19 protein-coding genes are annotated in these 21,754 nt (G+C 69.3%); 13 read left to right on the top strand and 6 right to left on the bottom strand.

Annotated elements, in window-relative coordinates; translation table 11 throughout:
- Positions 1 to 24: 24 nt before the first annotated feature.
- The 6 genes from ASG37_RS10380 to ASG37_RS10355 are packed head-to-tail and all read left to right on the top strand — an operon-like array spanning position 25 to position 5,940.
- The gene (locus tag ASG37_RS10380) at positions 25 to 699 is read left to right on the top strand and encodes a hypothetical protein (RefSeq protein WP_235525180.1); all 675 of its coding nucleotides are present in this window, start codon (positions 25 to 27) and stop codon (positions 697 to 699) included.
- Positions 696 to 1,904 carry a hypothetical protein gene (locus ASG37_RS10375; protein WP_055759369.1) on the top strand — a complete coding sequence of 403 codons (1,209 nt, stop codon included), beginning with the start codon at positions 696 to 698 and terminating at the stop codon, positions 1,902 to 1,904. The genes ASG37_RS10380 and ASG37_RS10375 overlap by 4 nt, the downstream gene beginning before the upstream one ends.
- Positions 1,901 to 2,857 carry an AAA family ATPase gene (locus ASG37_RS10370; protein WP_055759367.1) on the top strand — a complete coding sequence of 319 codons (957 nt, stop codon included), beginning with the start codon at positions 1,901 to 1,903 and terminating at the stop codon, positions 2,855 to 2,857. The genes ASG37_RS10375 and ASG37_RS10370 overlap by 4 nt, the downstream gene beginning before the upstream one ends.
- Complete coding sequence (locus tag ASG37_RS10365) at positions 2,854 to 4,080, top strand: DUF58 domain-containing protein (protein WP_055759364.1); 1,227 nt, start codon at positions 2,854 to 2,856, stop codon at positions 4,078 to 4,080. The genes ASG37_RS10370 and ASG37_RS10365 overlap by 4 nt, the downstream gene beginning before the upstream one ends.
- Entirely contained in the window at positions 4,077 to 5,069 is a 993-nt protein-coding gene (locus ASG37_RS10360; protein WP_055759361.1) for a stage II sporulation protein M, read from the top strand. The genes ASG37_RS10365 and ASG37_RS10360 overlap by 4 nt, the downstream gene beginning before the upstream one ends.
- On the top strand, positions 5,056 to 5,940 hold the full coding sequence (locus ASG37_RS10355) for an RDD family protein (RefSeq protein WP_055759358.1): 885 nt from the start codon (positions 5,056 to 5,058) through the stop codon (positions 5,938 to 5,940). The genes ASG37_RS10360 and ASG37_RS10355 overlap by 14 nt, the downstream gene beginning before the upstream one ends.
- A 288-nt stretch (positions 5,941 to 6,228) precedes the next feature.
- Here ASG37_RS10355 and ASG37_RS10350 read toward each other — a convergent pair whose 3' ends face one another.
- Genes ASG37_RS10350 through ASG37_RS10335 form a run of 4 tightly spaced genes read right to left on the bottom strand, consistent with a single transcriptional unit; the run spans position 6,229 to position 9,459 of the window.
- A complete protein-coding gene (locus ASG37_RS10350) occupies positions 6,229 to 6,807 on the bottom strand; it encodes a class I SAM-dependent methyltransferase (RefSeq protein ID WP_055759355.1) in 579 nt (192 codons plus the stop codon).
- Positions 6,804 to 7,448, bottom strand: a complete 645-nt coding sequence (locus ASG37_RS10345) for a PIG-L deacetylase family protein (protein ID WP_055759352.1) — start codon at positions 7,446 to 7,448, stop codon at positions 6,804 to 6,806. Before ASG37_RS10345 ends, ASG37_RS10350 begins: the two co-directional genes overlap by 4 nt.
- Entirely contained in the window at positions 7,445 to 8,464 is a 1,020-nt protein-coding gene (locus tag ASG37_RS10340) for a hypothetical protein (protein ID WP_055759349.1), read from the bottom strand. The genes ASG37_RS10345 and ASG37_RS10340 overlap by 4 nt, the downstream gene beginning before the upstream one ends.
- Positions 8,461 to 9,459 (bottom strand): glycosyltransferase, encoded by a 999-nt coding sequence (locus ASG37_RS10335; RefSeq protein WP_055759346.1) that lies wholly within the window; start codon positions 9,457 to 9,459, stop codon positions 8,461 to 8,463. The genes ASG37_RS10340 and ASG37_RS10335 overlap by 4 nt, the downstream gene beginning before the upstream one ends.
- Positions 9,460 to 9,615: 156 nt before the next feature.
- Here ASG37_RS10335 and ASG37_RS10330 point away from each other — a divergent pair, with 156 nt between their 5' ends.
- A complete protein-coding gene (locus tag ASG37_RS10330) occupies positions 9,616 to 10,251 on the top strand; it encodes a hypothetical protein (protein WP_055759343.1) in 636 nt (211 codons plus the stop codon).
- Positions 10,252 to 10,435: 184 nt separating this feature from the next.
- Here ASG37_RS10330 and ASG37_RS18065 read toward each other — a convergent pair whose 3' ends face one another.
- The gene (locus ASG37_RS18065; RefSeq protein WP_235525179.1) at positions 10,436 to 11,221 is read right to left on the bottom strand and encodes a DUF3088 domain-containing protein; all 786 of its coding nucleotides are present in this window, start codon (positions 11,219 to 11,221) and stop codon (positions 10,436 to 10,438) included.
- 419 nt (positions 11,222 to 11,640) lie between these two features.
- Positions 11,641 to 12,873 carry an MBL fold metallo-hydrolase gene (locus tag ASG37_RS10320; protein ID WP_055759340.1) on the bottom strand — a complete coding sequence of 411 codons (1,233 nt, stop codon included), beginning with the start codon at positions 12,871 to 12,873 and terminating at the stop codon, positions 11,641 to 11,643.
- Between the two features lie 74 nt (positions 12,874 to 12,947).
- On the opposite strand from ASG37_RS10320, the gene otsB reads away from it, so the two are divergent.
- The 6 genes from otsB (at position 12,948) to ASG37_RS10290 (ending at position 21,629) form a co-directional block, all read left to right on the top strand.
- Positions 12,948 to 13,712: a trehalose-phosphatase gene (gene otsB, locus ASG37_RS10315; RefSeq protein WP_235525178.1), complete on the top strand. Its 765-nt coding sequence runs from the start codon at positions 12,948 to 12,950 to the stop codon at positions 13,710 to 13,712.
- On the top strand, positions 13,709 to 15,505 hold the full coding sequence (locus ASG37_RS10310) for a glycoside hydrolase family 15 protein (protein ID WP_055759334.1): 1,797 nt from the start codon (positions 13,709 to 13,711) through the stop codon (positions 15,503 to 15,505). The genes otsB and ASG37_RS10310 overlap by 4 nt, the downstream gene beginning before the upstream one ends.
- Positions 15,502 to 16,884 (top strand): alpha,alpha-trehalose-phosphate synthase (UDP-forming), encoded by a 1,383-nt coding sequence (locus ASG37_RS10305; protein ID WP_055760487.1) that lies wholly within the window; start codon positions 15,502 to 15,504, stop codon positions 16,882 to 16,884. Before ASG37_RS10310 ends, ASG37_RS10305 begins: the two co-directional genes overlap by 4 nt.
- Positions 16,885 to 16,939: 55 nt before the next feature.
- A complete protein-coding gene (gene folD / locus ASG37_RS10300) occupies positions 16,940 to 17,815 on the top strand; it encodes a bifunctional methylenetetrahydrofolate dehydrogenase/methenyltetrahydrofolate cyclohydrolase FolD (protein WP_055760485.1) in 876 nt (291 codons plus the stop codon).
- On the top strand, positions 17,812 to 18,432 hold the full coding sequence (locus tag ASG37_RS10295) for a MarC family protein (protein WP_055759332.1): 621 nt from the start codon (positions 17,812 to 17,814) through the stop codon (positions 18,430 to 18,432). Before folD ends, ASG37_RS10295 begins: the two co-directional genes overlap by 4 nt.
- Before the next feature lie 248 nt (positions 18,433 to 18,680).
- The gene (locus tag ASG37_RS10290) at positions 18,681 to 21,629 is read left to right on the top strand and encodes a TonB-dependent receptor plug domain-containing protein (protein WP_055759330.1); all 2,949 of its coding nucleotides are present in this window, start codon (positions 18,681 to 18,683) and stop codon (positions 21,627 to 21,629) included.
- Positions 21,630 to 21,754 lie beyond the last annotated feature (125 nt).

Raw genomic sequence — 21,754 nt, 5'->3', positions numbered from 1 at the left:
CGACGGGCGTGCCGGGGGACGGGCGTGACGCGGGGTCGGGTGGTGGAGCAGACGGCGCAAGCGAGCGCGGCACCACCGCCGATCGACGGCGAGCGCGTGGCCGCCGCGTGGAAATCGATCCGCGCCGATCGCTCGATCCAGTTCGACCTGCCCGAGAAAGTCGTGCCGCCGCGCGAGCCGGCGCCCGCCTGGCTGGAGGCGGTGCTGCGCGGCATCGGGCGGTTCGTCGAATGGGTCGGCGGCGGGTGGCGCGTGCTGCTGTACGGCGTGCTGGCGCTGATCGTGATCGCGCTGGTCGTGGCGTTGGTGCCGGGGGTGCGCGACTGGTTCGCCGCATGGTTCGGGCGCAAGGACACGGTCGAGGAACCGGGCTGGACCCCGGACGAGGGCAGCGCGCGCGCGTTGCTGGAGGACGCCGACGTGCTGGCGGCGGCGGGACGCTATGGCGAGGCGGTCCATTTGCTGCTGTTCCGCAGCATCGACGACATCGTCGCGTGGCGCGGCGACGTGGTGCGCGTGGCCGACACCAGCCGCGACATCGCGCGGGCTGACGCGCTGCCGGCCCATGCGCGCGGCGTGTTCGCCGGGATCGTCGCGGCGGTCGAGCGCAGCCTGTTCGGCGGGGCCGAACTGGGCGAGGCCGACTGGCGGCGGGCGCGCGAGGACTATGCCGGCTTTGCGCTGGGGCGGCGGGCATGAGCCAGCCGTCGCCCTTCTCGACGCGGACGGTGCTGATCCTCGTGATCGGGGGCGCGTTGCTGATGCTGTCGGCGATCCTGTTGTCGGGGTTCGGCGACGAAGTATCGCGGGTGGTGGGCGACGCGCCCGCCGCCGATCGCAAGGATGGCGCGGGCTATCATGCGTTCCAGCGGCTGGTCGATGCGGTACAGCCGGCGGCGGCCGACGACGGCGATCCGATCGGCACGCCCGGCATCCTGATCCTGACGCCGACCGGGACGACCGGTCCGCAGGCGGTCAAGGCGATCATCGACCACCGCATCGAATTGGCCGACATGGCCAACGAGGAAGCAGAGGGCACGCCCGATCGCTATCCGACCTTGCTGATCCTGCCTAAATGGGACGTCGCAAAAATCCCGCTGGGCGGCGGGCGGGTCGAGCGGACCGGGCCAGTCGGCAGTTTCCGCACGCTCCCGCTCATCCCGGCCAGCGTCGAGGGGCATGGCGAGGAAGTGGGCGACACCGGGCCGATGGCCGATACGGCCTATGCCGGACTGCGCCCGTTCGCGATGCCCGACCGGCTGGTCGACGCGGTGAAGGGCGAGACCATCACGCCGCTGATCGGCGCGCGCGACGGCGCGGCGGTGCTGGGGCAGATCGGCAGCAGCGACACCTTCGTGCTGGCCGATGCCGATACCGTCAACAACCGCGCGCTGGCCGACGTGCGCAACGCGCGCGCCGCGCTGGCGATGCTGCGCGCGATCGATCCCGAACATGGCGGGCGGGCGCGGTTCGACCGGACGCTGCATTATGCGGCGGGCAATCGCAATCTGGTGAAACTGCTGTTCCTGCCGCCGTTCCTGGGCGTGACGCTGGCGTTGATCGTCGCGGCGATCCTTGCCGGCATCGCGACCGCGCGACGTTTCGGCCCACCCGCGCGTGACGGGCGCGCGGTGCCGCCGGGCAAGCGCGCGCTGGTCGACAATATCGTGTCGCTGACGCGATTGGCGGGGCGCACCCGCTACGCCGGGCCGCGCTATGCCGACCTAATGATCGAGACGATCGCGCGTTCGCTGGCGCTGGGGGCCAGCGATGTCGCGACACTGGAACGGGTGCATCCCGGCTATGGCGACATCGACCGGCGGCTGCGTGCCGCCCGAACCGAACCGGAAGCGCTGGCGGCGGCACGCGCGCTCCACGCATGGAAAAAGGAAGCAGGCGCATGACGCTGGACGACGTACGCGCGCTGGGGCGCGCAATCGAGGAACAGATCGCCCGGGCGGTGGTGGGCCAGGCAGCGGCGGTGCGGCTGTTGACCATCGCGCTGTTTTCCGCCGGACATGTATTGCTGGAGGGGCCGCCGGGCACCGCCAAGACGCTGCTGGCGCAGAGTTTCGCGCGGACGCTGGGGCTCGATTTCGGGCGTATCCAGTTCACGCCCGACCTGATGCCGGGCGACATCATCGGATCGAACCTGTTCAATTTCCAGACGTCGCAATTCGCGCTGACGCGCGGACCCGTGTTCTGCGAACTGCTGCTGGCCGACGAGATCAACCGCACCCCGCCCAAGACGCAGGCGGCGCTGCTGGAGGCGATGCAGGAGCGGCGGATCACGATCGACGGGCGGACCGAGCATCTGTCCGACCGCTTCACCGTCGTCGCGACGCAGAACCCGATCGAGCAGCAGGGCGTGTATCCGCTGCCCGAGGCGCAGCTCGACCGGTTCCTGTTCAAGATCACGATCGGCTGGCCGACCGCCGAGGCCGAACGCGCGATCGTGGCGCAGTACGGCACGCGCACCGGCACCCCCGCCCCGCAGGATTCGGGGGTCGAGCAGGTCGCCGACGCCCACGCCATTGCCGCCACGATCGACACGGTGGGCGGGGTGCGGCTGGTCGACGACGTGATCGATTATATCGTGCGGCTGGTGCGGGCGACGCGCGACCATGGCGACCTGTCGTCGGGCGCGTCGCCGCGCGCCGCGGCGGCGCTGGCGGCGGCATCGCGCGCGGCGGCGGCGCTCGACGGGCGCGATTACGTGCTGCCCGACGATGTGAAGGCGCTGGCCCCTGCCCTGCTGCGCCACCGGCTGATCCTGTCGCCCAGCGCCGAGATCGACGGCCGGCTGGTCGACGATGTCGTCGCCAGCCTGATCGCGTCGGTGGATGCACCGCGGTGATCCTGCCGACGCCCCGCGCCATCCAGTTGACCGCGCTCGCCGCGCCGGTCGGGCTGGCGCTGGGCGTCCTGAAGCCGGCGGCGTGGATCGTCGCGCCGGTGTGGATCGGCGCGCTGCTGCTGCTGATCGTCGCCGATGCGCTGCTGGCGCGCGCGCCCGACAAGGGCGGGGTGGCGATGCCCGCGACGCTGAACGTGGGCGAGGAGGTGCGGCTGCACGACGACGGTCATGCCGCCGCGATCGACGGGCCGCTCGAACGGATCGCACCGGGCACCTATCGCGCGGTGCGGCGCGGGCGGGCGATGCTGACGCGGGTGTGGCGCAGGCGGGCCGGGCCGATGGGGCTCGCGTGGCGGCAGACCAGCGACAAGGCGCAAGCGTCGAGCGTGATCCTGCCCGACATTCGCCCGGTGCGCGATCAGGGAATGCGCCAGTTCCTGAACAGCGTGACCAGCGGCCAGCGCATCCGCCGCGACCATGGCGACGGGCAGGATTTCCAGGTGCTGACCGAGTTCCAGCCGGGCATGGAACGCCGCGCGATCGACTGGAAGGCGTCGGCGCGCCACGCATCGCTGCTGGCGCGCGAATTCCATACCGAGCGCGATAATATGATCGTGTTCGCGATCGATGCCGGACGGTCGATGAGCGATCCGGTGGGCGACCTACCGCGCGTCGACCGCGCGGTGTCGGCGGCGTTGCTGGCGGCGTTCGTCGCGCTGAAATCGGGCGACCGGGTGCGGCTGTTCTCGTTCGGGGCGCGGCCGCAGGTCGACAGCGGCAGCGTGACCGGCGCGCGCGGCTTCGCCGCGCTGCACCGCGCGGCGGCGGACATCGAGTATGGCACCGAGGAGAGCAATTACACGCTCGGCCTCGTCACGCTCGACACCAAGCTCGACCGGCGCGCGCTGATCGTGCTGTTCACCGAATTCACCGACCCGACCAGCGCCGAACTGATGCTGGCCGCCGCCGCGCGGATGCTGAAACGCCACCGGCTGTTGTTCGTGCTGCTACGCGATACCGAACTGGAGGCGATGCGCGATGCGGTGCCGGACAAGGCCGACGATCTGGTGCGCGCGAACGTCGCGCACATGCTGTTGCGTGACCGGGCGATCGTGATCGAGCGGCTCAGGCGAATGGGGGTCGAGGTGATCGAGACGGTGGCGGACGCGATGGCGCTGTCGCTGGTCGAACGATATGTATCGCACCGGGAGCGCGGCAAATGAGCGTGATGTTCGCCGCGCGCCATTTCCGCGCCGAGCGCGAGGGCGACTGGGCCCGGCTGGAGGAACTGCTCGACCGGGTCGAGAAACAGTCGCCGCGCCGATTGTCCGACGCCGACCTGATCGACCTGCCCCGGCTGTACCGCGCGACGCTCTCGGCGCTGTCGGTGGCGCGCTCGACCTCGCTCGACGCATCGCTGGTCGCGTATCTGGAGGCATTGTCGACGCGAGCCTATTTCATCCTCTACGGCGCGCGCGAGCCATGGGGGCGACAGGTGGTCGACTTCTTCGCGCGCGACTGGCCGCGCGCGGTGCGGGCGATCCGGTGGGAAGTGTTGCTGGCCACCGCGTTGCTGTTGCTCAGCGCCGTTGCCGGCTATCATCTGGTGCGCAGCGACCCAGCGTGGTTCAGCGCGATGATCCCGGGCGAACTGGCGCAGGGCCGCGACATGGGCGCGAGTGCCGCGACATTGCGCGAATCGCTGTATGGCGAGCCGAAGGGCGGCGGGCTGGAACTGTTCGCCACCACCTTGTTCACGCATAATTCGCAGGTCGCGATCCTCGGCTTCGCGCTCGGCTTCGCGTTCGGCATCCCGACGATGATCCTGCTGGTGCAGAATGGCGCGACCGGCGGCGCGCTGTTCGCCGCGTTCGTGCCGCATGGCCTCGGCTGGGGTCTGTTCGCGTGGCTGATGATCCATGGCACGACCGAACTCGCCGCGATCGCGCTGGCGAGTGCGGCGGGCATCCATATCGGGCGCGCGGTCGCCTTTCCGGGCGAAGCGTCGCGGATGGCGGCGGCGGCACAGGCCGGGCGGCGCGCGGCGATCGTGATGATCGGCGTCATCCTGATGCTGCTGATCGCCGGGCTGCTCGAAGGATTTGCCCGGCAACTGGTGCGCGACGATACCGCGCGCCTCGCGATCGGCGCGGCGATGCTGATGCTGTGGACGCTGTATTTCACCTTCGGCGGCCGGCGTGGGCAAGCGTAAGCGCGCGCCCCGCCCGCCGCGCACGCTGGTGCGGCAACTGGTAACGCCCGAGGGGGTGCCGCTGACCATCCGGCTGGGATCGGGCGGCGCGCGCGCGGGAGCGTTCGTTATCGACACGCTCATCATGCTGGTGCTGCTGATCGGCGCGTCGCTGCTGATCTTCTGGGCGGCGATCGGCGGCGGGGCGCATGGTGCGACCTCGGCCTATCAGATCATCTGGCTGCTCGGCTATTTCTGCCTGCGCAATTTCTATTTCGTGGGCTTCGAGGCGGGGCGGCGCGCGGCGACGCCGGGCAAGCGGATGATGAAGCTGCGCGTGGTGTCGCGCGACGGCGCGCGGCTGACCGGGGCGGCGGTGCTGGCGCGCGACCTGCTGCGCGAGATCGAGGTGTTCCTGCCGCTGACCTTCCTCGCCTTTGCCAATGCCGAGGGGATGGCCGACAAATGGACCGCCGTGCTGGGGTTCGGCTGGGCGGCGATCTTCCTGTTGTTCCCGCTGTTCAACCGCGACCGGATGCGCGCCGGCGACCTGATCGCGGGCACTTGGGTGGTCGAGCGCGAGGTGCGCAAACTGGGCGAGGACCTGCTGATCGAGACGGCGCACGCCAGCGAGCGCGCGCGGATCGCGCCGTTCAGCGCGGCCGATCTCGACGCCTATGGTGCGTTCGAGTTGCAGCGGCTGGAGGAAGTATTGCGGCGGGGCGACCGCGACGACCTGTATCAGGTGGCGAGCGCGATCCGGCGCAAGCTCGGGCGGGGCGACGATCGGGCCGATCTGGCGTTTTTGGAGGCATATTACGGGGCGTTGCGCGGGCATCTGGAGCGCAAGCTACTGTTCGGGAAGCGGAAGGTCGACAAGTTCGATCGGTGAGGTTGGCGGGCGTTGCTGGGTGGGTGAGGTTAGGTCGGATTGGTTCGCGCGAAGGCGCGAAGGCGCGAAGGCGCGGAGGCGCGGAGGCGCGGAGGGGTTGCGTTCGGGGGTGGCCCATCTGCCCCGAACCGTCGCCCCAGCGGAGGCTGGTGCCTTCCAGCGGCTCCTGTCCCGCCTTGTCCACGAGAAATCCCAGCCTTCGCTGGGATGACGGTTTTTATGCAGAGAGTGGGCTGGCCCGCACGGAACATCTCTGCGCCTCCGCGCCTCTGCGCGATCACACTTTCTTCAAGCGACGGCGTAGCCGGTGACCCGCCAGCACGCGGTGCGATAGCCGACGTCGATACAGGCCTTGCGGCCAAGCGCGGCGAGCAAGCGGGCGTGGACCGTCGCCGGATGCTGCGCCACGTCGCGGAAACGGATGTGGTGGTGGGCGAGGACCAGCCGGCCGCCGGGGCGCAGCGTCGCCGCGATCTGGCGGGCGAGCGCGGTCAGGTCGCGTGGGGTGAGGTAATAGAGGACCTCGGCCACGACGATCGCGTCGTAGCGGCGATGCGGGAACCGGCCGGGCAGCACCAGCCGGATCGCGGTGGCGCGGGGGTGGTCCCCGAGCGCCCGCGCGGTCAGGGCGACGGCGGTGGGCGCGCCGTCGGTCGCGTCGAGGCGGAGCGCGTGGCGCGCAAGCGCCACGCTGTTCGATCCGTTGCCACAGGCGAGTTCGAGCAGGCGGCCGTGTCGCCCCGGCCCCAGCGCGTGGAGGATCGCGCGGCGTTTCAGCGCTTCATCGCGCGCGGTGAAGGTCGCCCATGGATCGGGGTTGCCGCGAAACGTCGCCTCGAACCCGGCGAGGGTGATCGCGCGGCTCATGGGAGCAGCCGGTAGAATTCCTGCGGGCGCAGGAAGCGGCGGCGGGTGGCGGCGTCGATGGTGAAGCCGGCGGGATCGTCGGTGATCCGCCCCAGTTGCGTCGCATGCGCGGCAAGCGCGGTGGCTTTACGCGGACGATCGGGTCCGAGCGGCAGGCGGTGGGTCGCGCGGCCCCTGCCCCGCCCCGGCCAGACGCCATAGCCGATCCGCCGCGTCCAGCCGTTCCGGCGGTGGCAGGCGGCAGCGGTGTCGCGGTGGTCGGGATGGGCATCGTCGGGCAGCGGCGTCGCCACCAGATCGGCGCGGAACCGCGCCAGTGCCCGGACAAGGCGGATACGCGCCGGGCGCGCCAGCGTGTCGAGACCGCCGTCGGGCAGCGCCAGCAGGTGGAGGCGGGCGGCGGGGATGCCGAGCAGCATTGCCGCGCGGCGGGCCTCGGCGGCGCGGGTGGCGACCAGCCGGGCGCGCGGGAACGCCGCGCTGCCCCGGTGCGAGGCGCCGCCATCGGTGACGATCACGATGTCGACCCGCGCGCCCTGTCGGCGAAGGCGCAGGATCAACCCGGCGCAGCCGATAGTCTCGTCATCGGGATGCGGTGCGACGATCAGCGCGCGGCGGACGCTGGCAAGCGGCAGGATCATGCGCCCGGCTCGATCCGGCCCGCCGCCGCCGCCGCGCCGGCTTGGGAGCGCGCGCCGTCGGGATTGGGCTGGCGGAGATAGACAGTGAGGTCGGTCAGCGTGCGGGCGAGCGGATGGGTGCGCAACATGCCCTGCACCCCGACCGCGCTCTGGGCGAGCGCCATCGCCTCGGTCGCAATATCCTCGAGCGCGCCGCGCGCGGCCGCGACGCGGGCGAGCAGGACGTCGTCGTCGCCGGTCCAGTGCGCGGCGACGCCGTCGATCAGCGCATAGCCGGCGTCCGCCAGCACAAACAGCCGGGCGAGGCGGTGCGCCTGCTGCGGATGCGCGGCGCGGTTGCCGGCGTTCAGGTGATCGCGGACGTGATCGAACAGCGCATGGACCGCGCCCGCCTGCACCGCGACGAAGCGCAATGCGCCGGCGCTGAAATCGGGCTGGCGCTGATAGTCGCCTGGGCCCCCGATGGCGTGTGCGGTGGCAAGCGGCACGCCGCCCAGATGGACGATATGCGTTTCGGAGCGGACCATGCCGATCGGGTGCCACCAGTCGCGGTCGATCTCCGGGTCGGCTGCGGCCATGTCGAGCAGCCACATCCGCGTACCGGCGGGATCGTTGGCGTCGGTGGTGACGATCGGATGGGTGACGAACCCCGCGCCCGAGGCGAAATTCTTGGCCCCGGCGAAGGCCCCACCCTCATGGCGCAGGCCGTCGCCGGGCAGGTCGGAGTTCCACACGCCGAGGATCGCGCCGTTCGCCAGCAGCGCGTCGATCGCGAAGGCCGGGGCGTAGCGGCGCACCAGTTGCACCGCGTTGACATGGCCGTCGAGGATGCGGCCGAAGGCGACATCGGCGCGGCCCGCCGCCGCCATCCGCCGCATCAGTGCGCGGGCCTCGCCCGGGCTGGCGCAGGTCGCGTCGTCGAGGCCGACGCTGCGCGCGATGGCGAAGGCGGCGGCCATCCACTCGCGCGGCGGCAGCGCGGGATCGATCGCGCGGATCGCGGCAAGCGGGGTCATGCCGCCACCGCCGGGCGCGGGGCTTGCAACCAGTCGAGCGCGAGCGCGATCGGCGTGGGGCCGCCGCGCTCGCCGCCGGCATGATGGAACAGCGCTTCGGCACAGGCGGCGGAGGCCAGCGCCGCCTCGTCGATCCCGTACGCGGGGAGCGGCCGGCGCGCGGTCCAGGCGCGACGGATCGCGCCTTCGCGGGCGAAGCGGGCGAGGACGGCGGCGGGGTGTTCGACGAGGCCGGCGTCGGCCCCTGCCCGCCCGGCGCGGATCGCATCGGCAAGGCCGCCGGTCGCGCGGCCGGTTGCGCGGCTGGAGGTGGCGACGCGGACGGCGGGGTCGTGGCGGACCCGCAAGCCCCTGCGGCGAACGGCATCGACCAGCGCGCGATCCTCGCCGCTGGCCAGCATCGGCATGCCGCCGACGGCGCGATAGGCGGCGGTGGTCAACGCGATGCTGGCACCGCCTTCGTTCCAGTGCGGGTCGGGATCGTGCGCGATCGGATCGATCCGGGCGCGTGCCGCCGTCAGTTGGTCGAGATAGGTTTCGATCGGCCGCCGCCATGCGTCGCGCGCGGCGTCGCGGCGGCGGATGCGCCCGCATACCAGATCGGAGGAGCGTAGCGCGGCCAGCGACGTGGCGAGCCAGTCGGCGTCGGGCCGCGTATCGGCATCGGTGGTCAGCAATACGCCGTCCGGGGTGAGCAACGGCAGCGCGGCGTCCATCGCCGCGCCGCGCGCGCGGCCGGCGTCGGGCGACGACAGGCGGGAAATGGCGACGATCCGCGCGGCGAGCCACGGCACGTCGGCGAGCGCGGTCGCGGCGGCGGCGCGGGTCGCGGGACAATCGCCGTCGAGACAGAGCAACAGCATCGTCCGCGCCAGCATCGCCCGGTCCTGCCGGGCGATCGCGCGGATCAGCCCGGCGATGTTGCGCCGTTCATCGCGCAGCGGAACGCAGATGGCGCTATCACAGGTTATTGATATTTGAGCGCTATCGTCCATCCGCCCCGCTATGCCAGCACCCTTCATGCTTGGCGACGTTAAAAGCGGGTGGGTACGGCTATGCTACCGGAATCAGGCAGGATAACCGGGGCGGTTCAACGACGGACAGGAGCAGGCGGTTTGCGCGATGGATGGTATCGGGACCCACGGGTCGGGTTGATCCCGGCGTTGCTGACCGCACTGGTCGAGGGATGGGCGGCGGCGGCGGCGGGGTTGCCGGGCTGGCGCATCCTGCTGCTCGCGCTGGCCGCCTTCGCGCTGGTGGCGTGGGGGTGGTTCGCGATCCAGGGGCTGGGGTATCTGTGGCAGCGGCCCGACCGGCGCGAGGTGCTGCGCGCGCTGCGGCTTCAGCGCAGCCAGCACGGGTTCAATCATGCCGCGTGGAACCGGTTCGATCGCGATGCCGGACTGCTGCGGCAGGTGATGGCCGAACGCGCGCTGCTGCCGGTCGAGGCGGAACTGCTGCGGCAGGCGGCCGAGGTCGAGCGGTTCGAGCGGGTGGCCGACGTGCTGCCCGGCTTCTCGCGCGCGGCGGCGCATTGGTACGACATTGCCTCGCAGGGCCATTCCGGGCTGCCGAACGCGACCCCGGTGCCAAGCGCCGCCGCGCTGGAAGAAGCGCGCCGCGAATTGCCGCAGCGCGAGTGGAGCGAGGCGGACGCACAGGCGGCGACGCATTATCTGGCGGTGCGCAAGCGGCTGTTGTCCGACCGGGCGGCGGTCGAGCGCGAGCGGACGGCGGCGTTGCGCAAACTGTCGGCCCCGCCGCCCTCGGGGCCGGCGGAGGATTAGGTACTTTTATCCATCTGACCAGAAGCGTCGCCCCAGCGAAGGCTGGGGCCTCAAGCGGCTCCTGCTGCGCGCTACCACGGGGAGATCCCAGCCTTCGCTGGGATGACGCCTGGCTCAAACGGGATGGATCAACCGCCAGAGGCCGATCGCGCGCTATCGAAGCGGGCGCTATCCCGGCGCCGGGTCAGGGATGCGCTTCGGGGAAGCCGTGGCGGTGGTGGAGAGCGCGCAGGATCGTCTTGAGATCGGCGGCGAACCAGCTTTCGCCGTGGCGGCCGTCGGCCAGCGTCGGGTCGGCGCCTTGCGCAAACACCAGCAGCGGCAGATTCTGGTTGGCGATGCCCGCCGCCTGCACCACGGCGGCGCGCGGGCGGGGATATGGCACGCGGATCACGTCCAGCCCGGCGGCGGCCTGCGGGAACAACGCGAGCAGGCCGTCGATCGTCACGCAGTCGCGGCAATAGAAGCTGCGGCCGGGGAGCGCCGGATCGGCGAAGGTCGGATCGAGCAGGAAAAGGCGGTCGCGCATCATCGGTTCCGGTGGGAGGGCAAGGGTGTCGTCGGCGGTGACGGGGGCCAGCGGATCACTCGGGTCGGGCACCAGCCGCCCGGCGATCAGCGCGGCGGCGGCGGCGAGGTCGCGCTCGCTGACCTGCGCCATGCCGGTGGCGAGGCGAGCGGGATCGGGCTGCAGGTCGCCGCGCTTCGCGGCATTCTGGGCGACGCGCGCCTCGACCTCGGCCGTAACCCGCTCGACGGCGGCGAGGAAGACGGCGAGCGCGGTGCCGGGCGGGAGGTCGGCGACCGCCTGCGCGATCGCGCCGAGCATGGTCTGCACCGCCGGGGAAGTGGTGGCGATGGGGGGCGCCGCGGCGGGTGTCGGGGTCGGCGCGGCATCGGTGGTGCGCGGCGCGGTGCCAGTGACGGGCGGCAGCGTCGGCCCGAGGCGCTGGATCGGCAGGTCGGCCATCACATCACCCCTCCGCTCGTCGGTGCCCGTGGTGCGCATTGCTCTGCCGCGCTTTGCCGGGGCGCGCAACCGTCGTTGGGGGTTGCGACGTACTCATGGTCCCGTCGCCCCGGCGGAGGGCGTTGCACCTCCCCTCCCTGACAAGGGAGGGGGCGGGGGTGGGTCGGCCCGCGATGAAACGGAAGCGCCCCACAACCAACCAACCCACCCCCAACCCAGTTCCGGGTGAACAGTGCCCCGCACTGTTCAGGTCATGCCGGGGGCATGACCGACCCGAAACTCTTGTCAGGGAGGGGAGCAGGTTGCGACAGCGTTTCGTTAGACGTCGATCCGCCCCGGCGGCTCCTGCCACGCGCTATCACCGGGAGATCCCAGCCTTCGCCGGGATGACGTTTGGTTCGGCGGGGAGAAACCCGCGCTCAGCGCAGCGCGCGGACCGCCGGGGTGTCCATGCAGGCGGGCACCGCGCGCCAATCGACCGCTGGCGGCGCGACGACCTGTGGCGGGGCGGGTACGAAGGCGATCGGCGGGATGTCGACCGGCCGGCCGATCGGGACCGCGCCGAAGCTGGCGCCGAGGCTGCCCGGCTCGCCTTCGCCGCCACAGGCTTTCGCGGCGGTGAGCAGGCGCGGCGGCGTCGCCCAGCCTTCGTAGGACAGGCGGAACGTGCCCCAGTGGATCGCCATGCCGCGCCACGCGCCGAGCCGGTTGAAGACGCGCAGGGCATCGACCGGCCCGATATGCGCGCCGCTCGCCATTTGGCCCGGCTGGAACCGGAATGCGCCAATCGGGATGAGGGCGAGGCGGAACGGCCCCAGCGCCCGCGCTTCCTCCACCCAGCCGCCGTCGCCGAGGCCGGTGTCGCCCGCGAAGAACAGGTTGCCGCCGGGCAGGTCGACGGTGAACGCCGACCACAGCGCGCGGTTGCGGTCGGCGAACCAGCGGCTGCCCCAATGATGGTTGCGCACGACATGCACGGTCGCCCCGCCGAGGCGCGCCGCCTGTCGCCAGTCGAGCGCGATCACGTCGATCCCGGCGCTGCGCAGGATCGCGTCGTTGCCGAGGCTGGTGACGATCGTCGGCCGGTCGCGTCGCCACAGCGCGGTCAGCGTCGACAGGTCGAGGTGGTCGTAGTGATTGTGGCTGAGGAGGATCAGGTCGATCTTCGGCAGGTCGGCGAGCGCGATGCCCGGGGCCGCCACCCGTTTCGGGCCGAAACCGAACGGACCGGCGCGTTCGCTCCACACCGGATCGGTCAGGATGTTGAGGCGCGGCGTCTGCACCAGCGCGCTGGCATGGCCGATCCACGTGACGCGCATCGGCGTGCGCGCCGGATCGCGGGCCGGCAGCGTCGTGGGTGGCAGCAGTTCGGCGGGACTGGCGGGCGTGACCGGAACCGATGCCGGCCATGGCGGCCGCCCGTCGCTGCCGGTCGCCTGTCGCCACAGGAAGCCGCCGCGTCCGCCCGGCCCCGACGGATGGGTGGTATCGTCGACATCGGGGTTGAAGAAGCGTGCGCCGTCGAAATGGTCGCTGGTCGCGCCGCGATAATAGAGCCGGTCGAGGAAGCGCGGAACGATCACCGCCGCGAGGCAGAGGATCGCTGTGACCCACACCAGTCCCCAGCCGATGATCCGCGCGATCCGTTTCATGTGCCGCTCAACGCCATTCCCCCGCGAACGATGCGTAGTGCCAAAATACTTCGCATATGCGAAACGATTTCAGCGTGAACCGCGTTCAGGGGGCAATGGCGCATTTCGACCTCCCTCCCCCGCCCCCCGGCCTGCTCGACGATGCCGGCCTGTTCCTCGATTTCGACGGCACGCTGGTCGAACTGGTCGATCGGCCGGAGGCGATCGTCGTCGGCGATACGCTCCGCGCGTTGTTGCGGCGCGCGGCGGCGCGGCTGGAAGGGCGGGTCGCGATCGTCAGCGGCCGGTCGATCGCCCAGATCGACGGCTTTCTGGGCGAGACGATCCACGACTTCGCGGTGGCGGGCAGCCATGGCGCCGAAATCCGCCCGGCGGGCGGGCAGACGACCGTGCCCGAGCGCCCGACGAGCCTGACTGCCGCCGAACGCGCCTTCGCCGGGGCGATGGGTGACGATCCGCGCATCGTGATCGAGGTCAAGACGCTGGGCGTCGCGATCCATTATCGCGCGGCACCCGAGCGCGAACAGGAAGCGCATGCGCTGGTCGAGGCATTTGCCGCGCGCGACGGGCTGACGGTGCAGCCGGGCAAGATGATGATCGAACTGCGCCTCGACGGGCATGACAAGGGCAGCGCCATCGCGACCTTGTGCGAGGGCGCACCGTTCGCCGGCCATGCGCCGGTGTTCGTCGGCGACGACCTGACCGACGAACCCGGCATGGTGGTGGCGGCGCATCACGGCGGCGCGGGCATCCTGATCGGGCCGATGCGCGACACCGCCGCGCGCTACCGCGTCGACTCGGTCGATGCCTTTCTTGAGTGGCTGGAGAACACCCTATGACCGCGACGATGGACCTCTGGCCGATCGGCAATTGCCAGGTATCGGCACTGGTCGACCGCAACGGGCGGTTCGTGTGGGGCTGCCTGCCGCGCGTCGACGGCGATCCGGCGTTCTCGTCGCTGCTCGACGACCGGCGGCGGGCGTCGGACGGCGCCTATGGCTTCTGGGAGATCGACCTCGACGGCGTGGTCGAGACGCGGCAATGCTATATCCGCAACACGCCCGTGCTGGTGACGACGCATGAGGATGCGGCGGGCAATGCGATCGAGGTCGTCGACTTCTGCCCGCGCTTCAAGCGGCACGACCGGATGTACCGGCCGGTCGCGTTCTGCCGGATCGTCCGTCCGCTGAAAGGTAGCCCACGCATCCGCGTGCGGCTGCGCCCGTCGATCGACTGGGGCAGCGCGCCCGCGCCGCGCACGCGCGGGTCGAACCACATCCGCTACCTGCTCGACGATGAGGCGATCCGCCTGTCGACCAGCGCGCCGGTCGGCTGGATCGAGGACGAGCGGCTATTCCGCGTCGAGCGCACGCTGCACTTCTTCCTCGGGCCGGACGAGAGTTTTTCGGACGAGTTGCCGTCGTCGGTCGAGCGGATGCTCAAGAACACCATCGACGAATGGCGGCATTGGGTGCGCGGCCTCGCCACCCCGGTCGAATGGCAGCAGGCGGTGATCCGCAGCGCCATCACGCTGAAACTGTGCCAGCATGAGGAAACCGGGGCGATCGTCGCCGCGCTGACCACCTCGATCCCCGAACATGCCGGGTCACAGCGCAACTGGGACTATCGCTACTGCTGGATCCGCGACGCCTATTACACGGTGCAGGCGCTCAACCGGCTGGGCGCGCTCGACGTGCTGGAGGGGTATCTCGAATACCTCCGCAACATCGTCGACAATGCCGCCGACGGGCAGATTCAGCCGCTGTACGGCGTGGGCGGCGAGGCGACACTGGTCGAGCGCGAGGCCGAAGGGCTCGACGGCTATCGCGGCATGGGGCCGGTGCGCGTCGGCAACCAGGCGTATGAGCAGGTTCAGCACGACGCCTACGGCCAGATCATCCTGTCGAACGCACAGGGTTTCTTCGACCAGCGGCTGTTCCGCGTCGGCAAACAGGCCGATTTCGAGGCGCTGGAGCCGATCGGCGAACGGGCGTGGCAAGCGTACGACAAGCCCGACGCGGGGCTGTGGGAGTTGCGCACCAAGAGCCATGTCCATACGTACAGCGCGGCGATGTGCTGGGCCGCGTGCGACCGACTGGCTAATGTCGCGGGGACGCTGGGGTTGGACGAGCGCGAGGTGTTCTGGCGCGACCGGGCGACCGCGATGCGCACCAAGATCGAACGCGAGGCATGGCGGCCCGAGACGAACCGCATGTCGGCGACGTTCGGCGGCGACGACCTCGACGCCAGCATCATCCAGTTGCTCGACCTGCGCTTCCTCGAACCCGGCGATCCGCGCTTCCTCGGCACGCTGGAGGCGGTCGAACAGGGGCTGCGGCGCGGCAGCCACATGCTGCGCTATGCGACCGAGGATGATTTCGGCCTGCCCGAAACCGCGTTCAACGTCTGCACCTTCTGGCTGATCGAGGCGCTGCACGCCACCGGGCGCGACGACGATGCGCGCGAACTGCTGGAAGAGATGCTCGACCGGCGCACCCCGGCGGGATTGCTGTCGGAAGACATCGACCCCGAAACCGGCGAATTATGGGGAAATTATCCTCAAACCTACTCGCTGGTCGGCCTCATCAATTCGGCCGTCCTGTTGAGCAAGTCATGGAACATGGTCCGATGAGCCGGTTGATCGTCATTTCCAACCGGGTGCAGGCGCCGCAGCCGGGCACTGGCGGCGGTGCGCAGGGCGGACTGGCGGTCGCGCTCAATGCCGCGCTGGCGGAGGAAGAGGGCATCTGGTTCGGCTGGTCGGGCGAGACGAGCGACAACCGCGACCTGCGCTTCCAGACCTATGGCGGCGTCACGTCCGCCGTCATGGATTTGTCCGAACAGGATGTGGAGGAATATTACGACGGCTATGCCAACCGGACGCTGTGGCCGCTGTTCCACTACCGGCTCGACCTGACCGAGTTCGAGCGCGATTTCCAGGGCGGGTACGAACGGGTCAACCGGGTGTTCGGCGAGCGCATCGGCCCGCATATCCAGCCCGACGATCTGGTGTGGGTCCATGACTATCACATGATCCCGCTCGGCTGGGTTTTGCGTCAGCAGGGCGTGGCCAACCGCATCGGCTTCTTCCTCCACATCCCGTGGCCGCCGCGCCGGTTGCTGACCGCGCTGCCCGATCACCGCCGCATGGTCGAGGCGCTGTTCGCCTATGACGTGGTGGGGTTCCAGAACGAGGAATGGCTCGACAGCTTCTTCAACTATGTCCGCGAGGAGATGGGCGGATCGATCGACGGCAATCAGGTGACGGTCGGCGGGCGCACGATCTGCGCGATCAGTTGCCCGATCGGGATCGAGGCGAAGGACTTCATGGCCGGGGCGAACGGTCCGGTCGCGAAGGCGGCCCAGCTCAACCAGTTGGAAAGCGCGGTCGGGCGCAGCCTGATCGTCGGGGTCGACCGGCTGGATTACAGCAAGGGGCTGCCCGAACGCTTCGCGGGCTATGAACGGTTTCTCCAGAACCATCCCGACCGGCGCGCGCTGGTCTATCTGCTTCAGATCGCACCGCCGTCGCGCACCGCGGTGCAGACGTATCGCGACATCCGCAACAGCCTCGAACAGATGTCGGGGCGGATCAACGGTGCCTATGCCGATACCGACTGGGTGCCGATCCGCTACGTCAACAAGGGCTATCCGCGCGAGGTGCTGGCCGGCATCTATCGCGCGGCGCGGATCGGCCTCGTCACCCCGCTTCGCGACGGGATGAACCTCGTCGCCAAGGAATATGTCGCGGCGCAGGACCCGCGCGATCCGGGCGTGCTGGTGCTGTCGCGCTTCGCCGGCGCGGCGCAGCAACTGGCGTGCGGCGCGATCATGGTGAACCCGTACAGCGCCGAGGACATGGCCGACGCGATCGACAAGGCGCTGCGCATGCCGCGCGCCGAGCGGATCGAGCGGTGGCAGAAGATGGTCGACAACGTCGTCGAGGAGGACGTGATCTGGTGGCGCAAGCGCTTCCTCGACGCGCTGACCGAGGAACGGGTGGCGGCGTAGGCGGCATTGCCCGTCAGGGGTGGCGAAGGCGGACGCCAGCCTTTATGGAACGGGCATGACAGCCCGGATCATCGACGGAAAAGCCTTCGCCGCCACCCTTCGCGAGAAGGTGGCGACCCATGCCGCCGCATTCGCCGCGCGCGCCGGGCGACCGGCGGGCCTCGCGGTGGTGCTGGTGGGGGAGGATGCCGCCTCGGCGGTCTATGTCCGCTCGAAGGGCAAGGCGACGCACGCGGCGGGCATGGCCGGGTTCGAACATCGCCTGTCCGCCGATGTGTCGCAGGATGAACTGATCGCGCTGGTCGAGGCGCTGAACGCCGATCCGGCGGTCGACGGCATCCTCGTGCAACTGCCGCTGCCCGCCCACCTCGACACCGATGCGGTGCTGCTGACGATCGATCCCGACAAGGATGTCGACGGGTTCCATCCGGTCAACGCCGGGCGGCTGGCGACGGGCCTGCCCGGCATGGTCCCCTGCACCCCCTATGGCTGCCTGCTGCTGCTCCGGGACGTGCTGGGCGACCTGTCGGGCAAGGATGCGGTGGTGATCGGCCGGTCGACCATCGTCGGCAAGCCGATGGCCGCGCTGCTGACCGCCGAGAGCTGCACCGTCACTCTCGCCCATTCGCGCACGAAGGACCTGATGGGCCATGTCGGGCGCGCCGACATCGTCGTCGCGGCGGTCGGCCGGGCGAATTTCGTGAAGGGCGAATGGTTGAAACCCGGTGCGACCGTGATCGACGTCGGCATCAACCGCACCGCCGACGGGCTGGTCGGCGATGTCGACTATGCCGGCGCGCTCAGCGTCGCGGGCGCGATCACCCCGGTGCCCGGCGGCGTCGGACCGATGACGATCGCCTGCCTGTTGCGCAACACGCTGGTCGCGGCGCACCGCCGCGCGGGGCTGCCGTTCGACGACGCCACGCTGTGATCGAGCTGTTCGTCTCGTCGCTCGTCACCTTCTTCGTGGTGATCGATCCGCCGGGCTGCGCGCCGATCTATGCCGGGCTGACCAAGGGCGCGTCGGTCGTGCAGCGCCGCGCAATGGCGATCCGCGCGACCGCCATCGCCACGCTGATCCTGCTGGTGTTCGCGCTGTTCGGGCAGGCGTTGCTCAAGGCGCTCGGCATCAGCCTCGACAGCTTCCGCATCGCCGGCGGCATCATGCTGTTCCTGATCGCGCTCGACATGGTGTTCGAGCGCCGCACCCAGCGCCGCGAGGACCGTGCGCGCGAAATCATCGACACCCCCGAAGTGGAGGACGTGTCGATCTTTCCGATGGCGATGCCGATGATCGCCGGGCCGGGATCGATCGCATCGGTGATGCTGCTGATGAGCCAGGTCGGCGACTGGGCCGCGCGCGGCGTGGTGCTGGGCGCGCTGGGGGCAATCCTTGCGCTGACGCTGGCGGCGCTCTTGGCGGCGGGGCCGATCATGCAATTGCTCGGCGCGCGGATCGAGGCGGTCATCACCCGGCTGCTCGGCGTGCTGCTGGCGGCGCTGGCCGCGCAGTTCGTAATCGACGGGCTGCGGGCGAGTTTTCTGTGATATTGCCGGTCCTGGGCAGCAAGTTTTTGAGGTAGTTGAAGATTACATACGTATTGCTTTAATGGACCGCCAGTTTTACTGTTGCATTACCGTTACACCCGAAACGAAAAACCGTCACTTTCCCGAAGCATTACGCCTCCACTGTTTACACTGCGGTGAATTGCGCTCGATACTCTTGCCCGCAGGCCGGTTCCGACGAACCCGGCGTGACGGACAGGCCCGATCAGGGTCGGTATAAAGGGGCGCTAATGATGATGTCTTCGATGCTGCGTGCTTCGCTACGCAACGGCACCGCCTTTTCGGCGATCGTTCTGGCCGGTCTGGGCACCGCTCCGGCATTCGCGCAGACGACCGAAACCGCTGCGGAAACACAGCCGGCGGCGGACGGAACGACCGGAACCGACGAAACCATCGTCGTCACCGGATCGCGCATCGCCCGCCCGGAAATCGATTCGCCGGTTCCCGTGACCACCGTCGACCGTGCGCAGCTCCTCCAGCGCGCCGCGCCGAACGTGTCGGACATCCTGAACGAACTGCCGCAGGTCGCGATCGGTTCGACCCGCACCAACACCAACTTCCTGACGTCGGGCACCGGCGTGTCGACCGTCAACCTGCGCGCGCTGGGATCGAACCGCACGCTGGTGCTGGTCAACGGTCGCCGCTTCGTCGGCGGGTTCGGCGGCGATACCGCGGTCGATCTCAACAACATCCCGGTCGACTTCCTCGACCGCATCGACAACGTCACCGGCGGTTCGTCGGCGGTATACGGGTCGGACGCGATCGCGGGCGTCGTCAACTTCATCCTGCGCGACAGCTTCGAGGGACTTCAGGTCCGCGCACAGGGCGGCATCACCGAACAGGGCGACAACGGCCGCTATTTCGTCAGCGTTACCGGTGGCACCAAATGGGGTGCCGACGATCGCGGCAACGCCCTGCTCAACTTTTCCTACGACCGCGACAACGGCCTGAAGTCGGCCGACCGCGCGATCTCGTCGCAGGATTGCGCCAACCTCGTCTGCGGACCGGGTTCGTACAGCTCGTTCGCGCCGCAGGGCCAGTTCCAGTTGCTGAACGCGGCGGGTGGGCCGGTCCGCGTCCTGCCGGGTGCGCTCAACAATTTCTCCTATCGCCCCGACGGGTCGCTGGCGCTGCTGAACGGCTATCAGTCGGGCCAGTTCGGCTTCAACCGCAACGGCCTGCGCCGGATCGCGGTGCCGCTCGAGCGCTATCTCGCCAGCGGTATCTTCAATTACGAGATCACCGACAATATACAGGCGTATACCGAGATAACCTACGCCCGGACCAGCTCGAACGCCTCGATCGAGCCGTTCGCGCTGGCCAACACCGATGTCTATGCCTCGGGCGGCATTCCGATCACCAACGCCTTCATCCCGACCTCGGTCGCGCAGGCGATCGCCGCCGCCAATTCGGATGCCGATCTGACCAACAACGTCACCTCGCTGGGCTTCCGCCGTCGCCAGAACGACGTGTTCGATCGCAGCAACCGCGCCGAGCGCAATACCTGGCGCGCGGTCGCTGGCTTCCGCGGCGACCTTAGCTCGACGTGGAACTACGACGTCAGCTATGTCTATGGCCATCTGAACGACTTCAACGCCAGCCAGGACATCGATACCGCGCGCTATCGCCAGTCGCTCGATTCGATCCGCGTCGGCACCGGCAACGTCGTCGGCACCGACATCGTCTGCCGCGATGCCGAGGCGCGCGCCAACGGCTGTATCCCGATCAACCTGTTCGGTCGCGGCACCGCCGATCCGCGCGCGGCCGCCTATGTCCAGGCCGTCGTTCCCAAGTCGGAGGACATCACCAACGAACAGCATGTCGTTAGCGCGAGCCTTTCCTCGTCATCGCTGTTCGATCTGGGCGCGGGCGGCGTCGGCCTCGCCGTCGGGGTCGAATATCGTTATGAATCGGTGTTCGACGACCTCGACACGCTGACCAACACCGGCGGCAATTCGGGCAACCAGATCCCCGATCTCAGCGGATCGCAGGACGTTCGCGAAGTCTTCGGCGAAGTGAACGTACCGCTGCTATCCGACCGGGGCCTGTTCCAGTATCTTGGACTCAACGGCGCGGTGCGTTACTCCGACTATTCGACGATCGGCGGCGTGCTGAGCTGGAACGCCGGTGCCGAATGGGAACCGTTCGACGGCTTCCGTCTGCGCGGTCGCTACGCGGTCGCCAACCGCGCGCCGAACAACTCCGAACTGTTCAGCGCGCCGTCGGAAACCTTTGCCGGCGTCACCGACCCATGCGACGGCATCACCCGCACCTCGGCCGGCGGCACCGATGCGGCGTGCCGGACGATCCCGGCGATCGCAGCGTTCTTTGCGGCCAACCCGAACGGCACCTTCGCCTACACGCTGGCCGATACCCAAGGCATCAACGGCTTCGTCGGCGGCAACCGCAACCTGCAGGAAGAAACCGCCAAGACGATCACCGGCGGCTTCACCTACACCCCGTCGTTCCTGCGCGGGTTCCAGTTCACCGCCGATTATTTCGACATCCAGGTGGAGAACGCAATCTCGACGCTCGACCGGTCGGATACGGTCGAAAAGTGCCTGCAGACCAGCGACGCGGTCTATTGCGACAATGTGCTCCGCTTCGGCCAGACCGGCTATCTCCAGACGGTCAACGCGCAGCTCATCAACATCGCCGGCTTCAAGGTGCGCGGCATCGACATCGGCATGCGCTTCGCCCATCGCCTCGGCCTGAGCGCCGAGGACCAGTTGAGCCTCGTCGCCAACTATACCTATCTGCTCGACTACAAGACGCAGACCGACCCGGCGACACCCGAGGAAGAGTTCGCCGGCACGTTCGGCAACGGCTTCTCGACCCACAAGCTGAACGCCCGCGCGACCTATACCACCAACGGCACCGGCTTTAGCTGGCAGACGACGTTCCTGAGCGGCGGTCCGTTCATCCGCAACGCTTTCATCAGCAACAATCCCGATGTGCTCGCGCTCAACGACGTCAAGGATTACTGGCTGCACAACATCCAGATCAGCCAGGACGTCGGCGACAAGTTCACCTTCTTCTTCAACGTCGACAATCTGTTCAACACCAAGCCGCAGTATCTGCCGGGCACGCCGTATGGCACGCCGACCGGCCTCGAAACCTCGGCCGACTTCGACCTGTTCGGACGGCGTTACACCGCGGGTGCCCGCTTCCGCTTCTGATCCGATCGCAGCGATCATGCCGGGGGGCGCTTCCATTGCGGAAGCGCCCCCTTTTTTTCGTGCTTCAACAAGACGATACCGCGTTGTAACCTTCTGTTGCTGTTTGGTTACACACGTTATCAAAA

Source organism: Sphingomonas sp. Leaf407 (assembly GCF_001425385.1).
Classification (GTDB): Bacteria; Pseudomonadota; Alphaproteobacteria; order Sphingomonadales; family Sphingomonadaceae; genus Sphingomonas.
The sequence above is the reverse complement of the archived record's forward strand: the minus strand, read 5'-3'. Positions and strand labels throughout refer to the sequence as shown.

Excerpts from the sequence above, each read along its gene's own strand:
- ASG37_RS10375 (WP_055759369.1), top strand. The coding sequence starts at position 696 with ATGAGCCAGCCGTCGCCCTTCTCGACGCGGACGGTGCTGATCCTCGTG.
- ASG37_RS10370 (WP_055759367.1), top strand. The coding sequence starts at position 1,901 with ATGACGCTGGACGACGTACGCGCGCTGGGGCGCGCAATCGAGGAACAG.
- ASG37_RS10360 (WP_055759361.1), top strand. The coding sequence starts at position 4,077 with ATGAGCGTGATGTTCGCCGCGCGCCATTTCCGCGCCGAGCGCGAGGGC.
- ASG37_RS10350 (WP_055759355.1), bottom strand. The coding sequence starts at position 6,807 with ATGAGCCGCGCGATCACCCTCGCCGGGTTCGAGGCGACGTTTCGCGGC.
- ASG37_RS10345 (WP_055759352.1), bottom strand. The coding sequence starts at position 7,448 with ATGATCCTGCCGCTTGCCAGCGTCCGCCGCGCGCTGATCGTCGCACCG.
- ASG37_RS10340 (WP_055759349.1), bottom strand. The coding sequence starts at position 8,464 with ATGACCCCGCTTGCCGCGATCCGCGCGATCGATCCCGCGCTGCCGCCG.
- ASG37_RS10335 (WP_055759346.1), bottom strand. The coding sequence starts at position 9,459 with ATGGACGATAGCGCTCAAATATCAATAACCTGTGATAGCGCCATCTGC.
- ASG37_RS18065 (WP_235525179.1), bottom strand. The coding sequence starts at position 11,221 with ATGGCCGACCTGCCGATCCAGCGCCTCGGGCCGACGCTGCCGCCCGTC.
- ASG37_RS10320 (WP_055759340.1), bottom strand. The coding sequence starts at position 12,873 with ATGAAACGGATCGCGCGGATCATCGGCTGGGGACTGGTGTGGGTCACA.
- ASG37_RS10310 (WP_055759334.1), top strand. The coding sequence starts at position 13,709 with ATGACCGCGACGATGGACCTCTGGCCGATCGGCAATTGCCAGGTATCG.
- ASG37_RS10305 (WP_055760487.1), top strand. The coding sequence starts at position 15,502 with ATGAGCCGGTTGATCGTCATTTCCAACCGGGTGCAGGCGCCGCAGCCG.
- folD (WP_055760485.1), top strand. The coding sequence starts at position 16,940 with ATGACAGCCCGGATCATCGACGGAAAAGCCTTCGCCGCCACCCTTCGC.
- ASG37_RS10290 (WP_055759330.1), top strand. The coding sequence starts at position 18,681 with ATGATGATGTCTTCGATGCTGCGTGCTTCGCTACGCAACGGCACCGCC.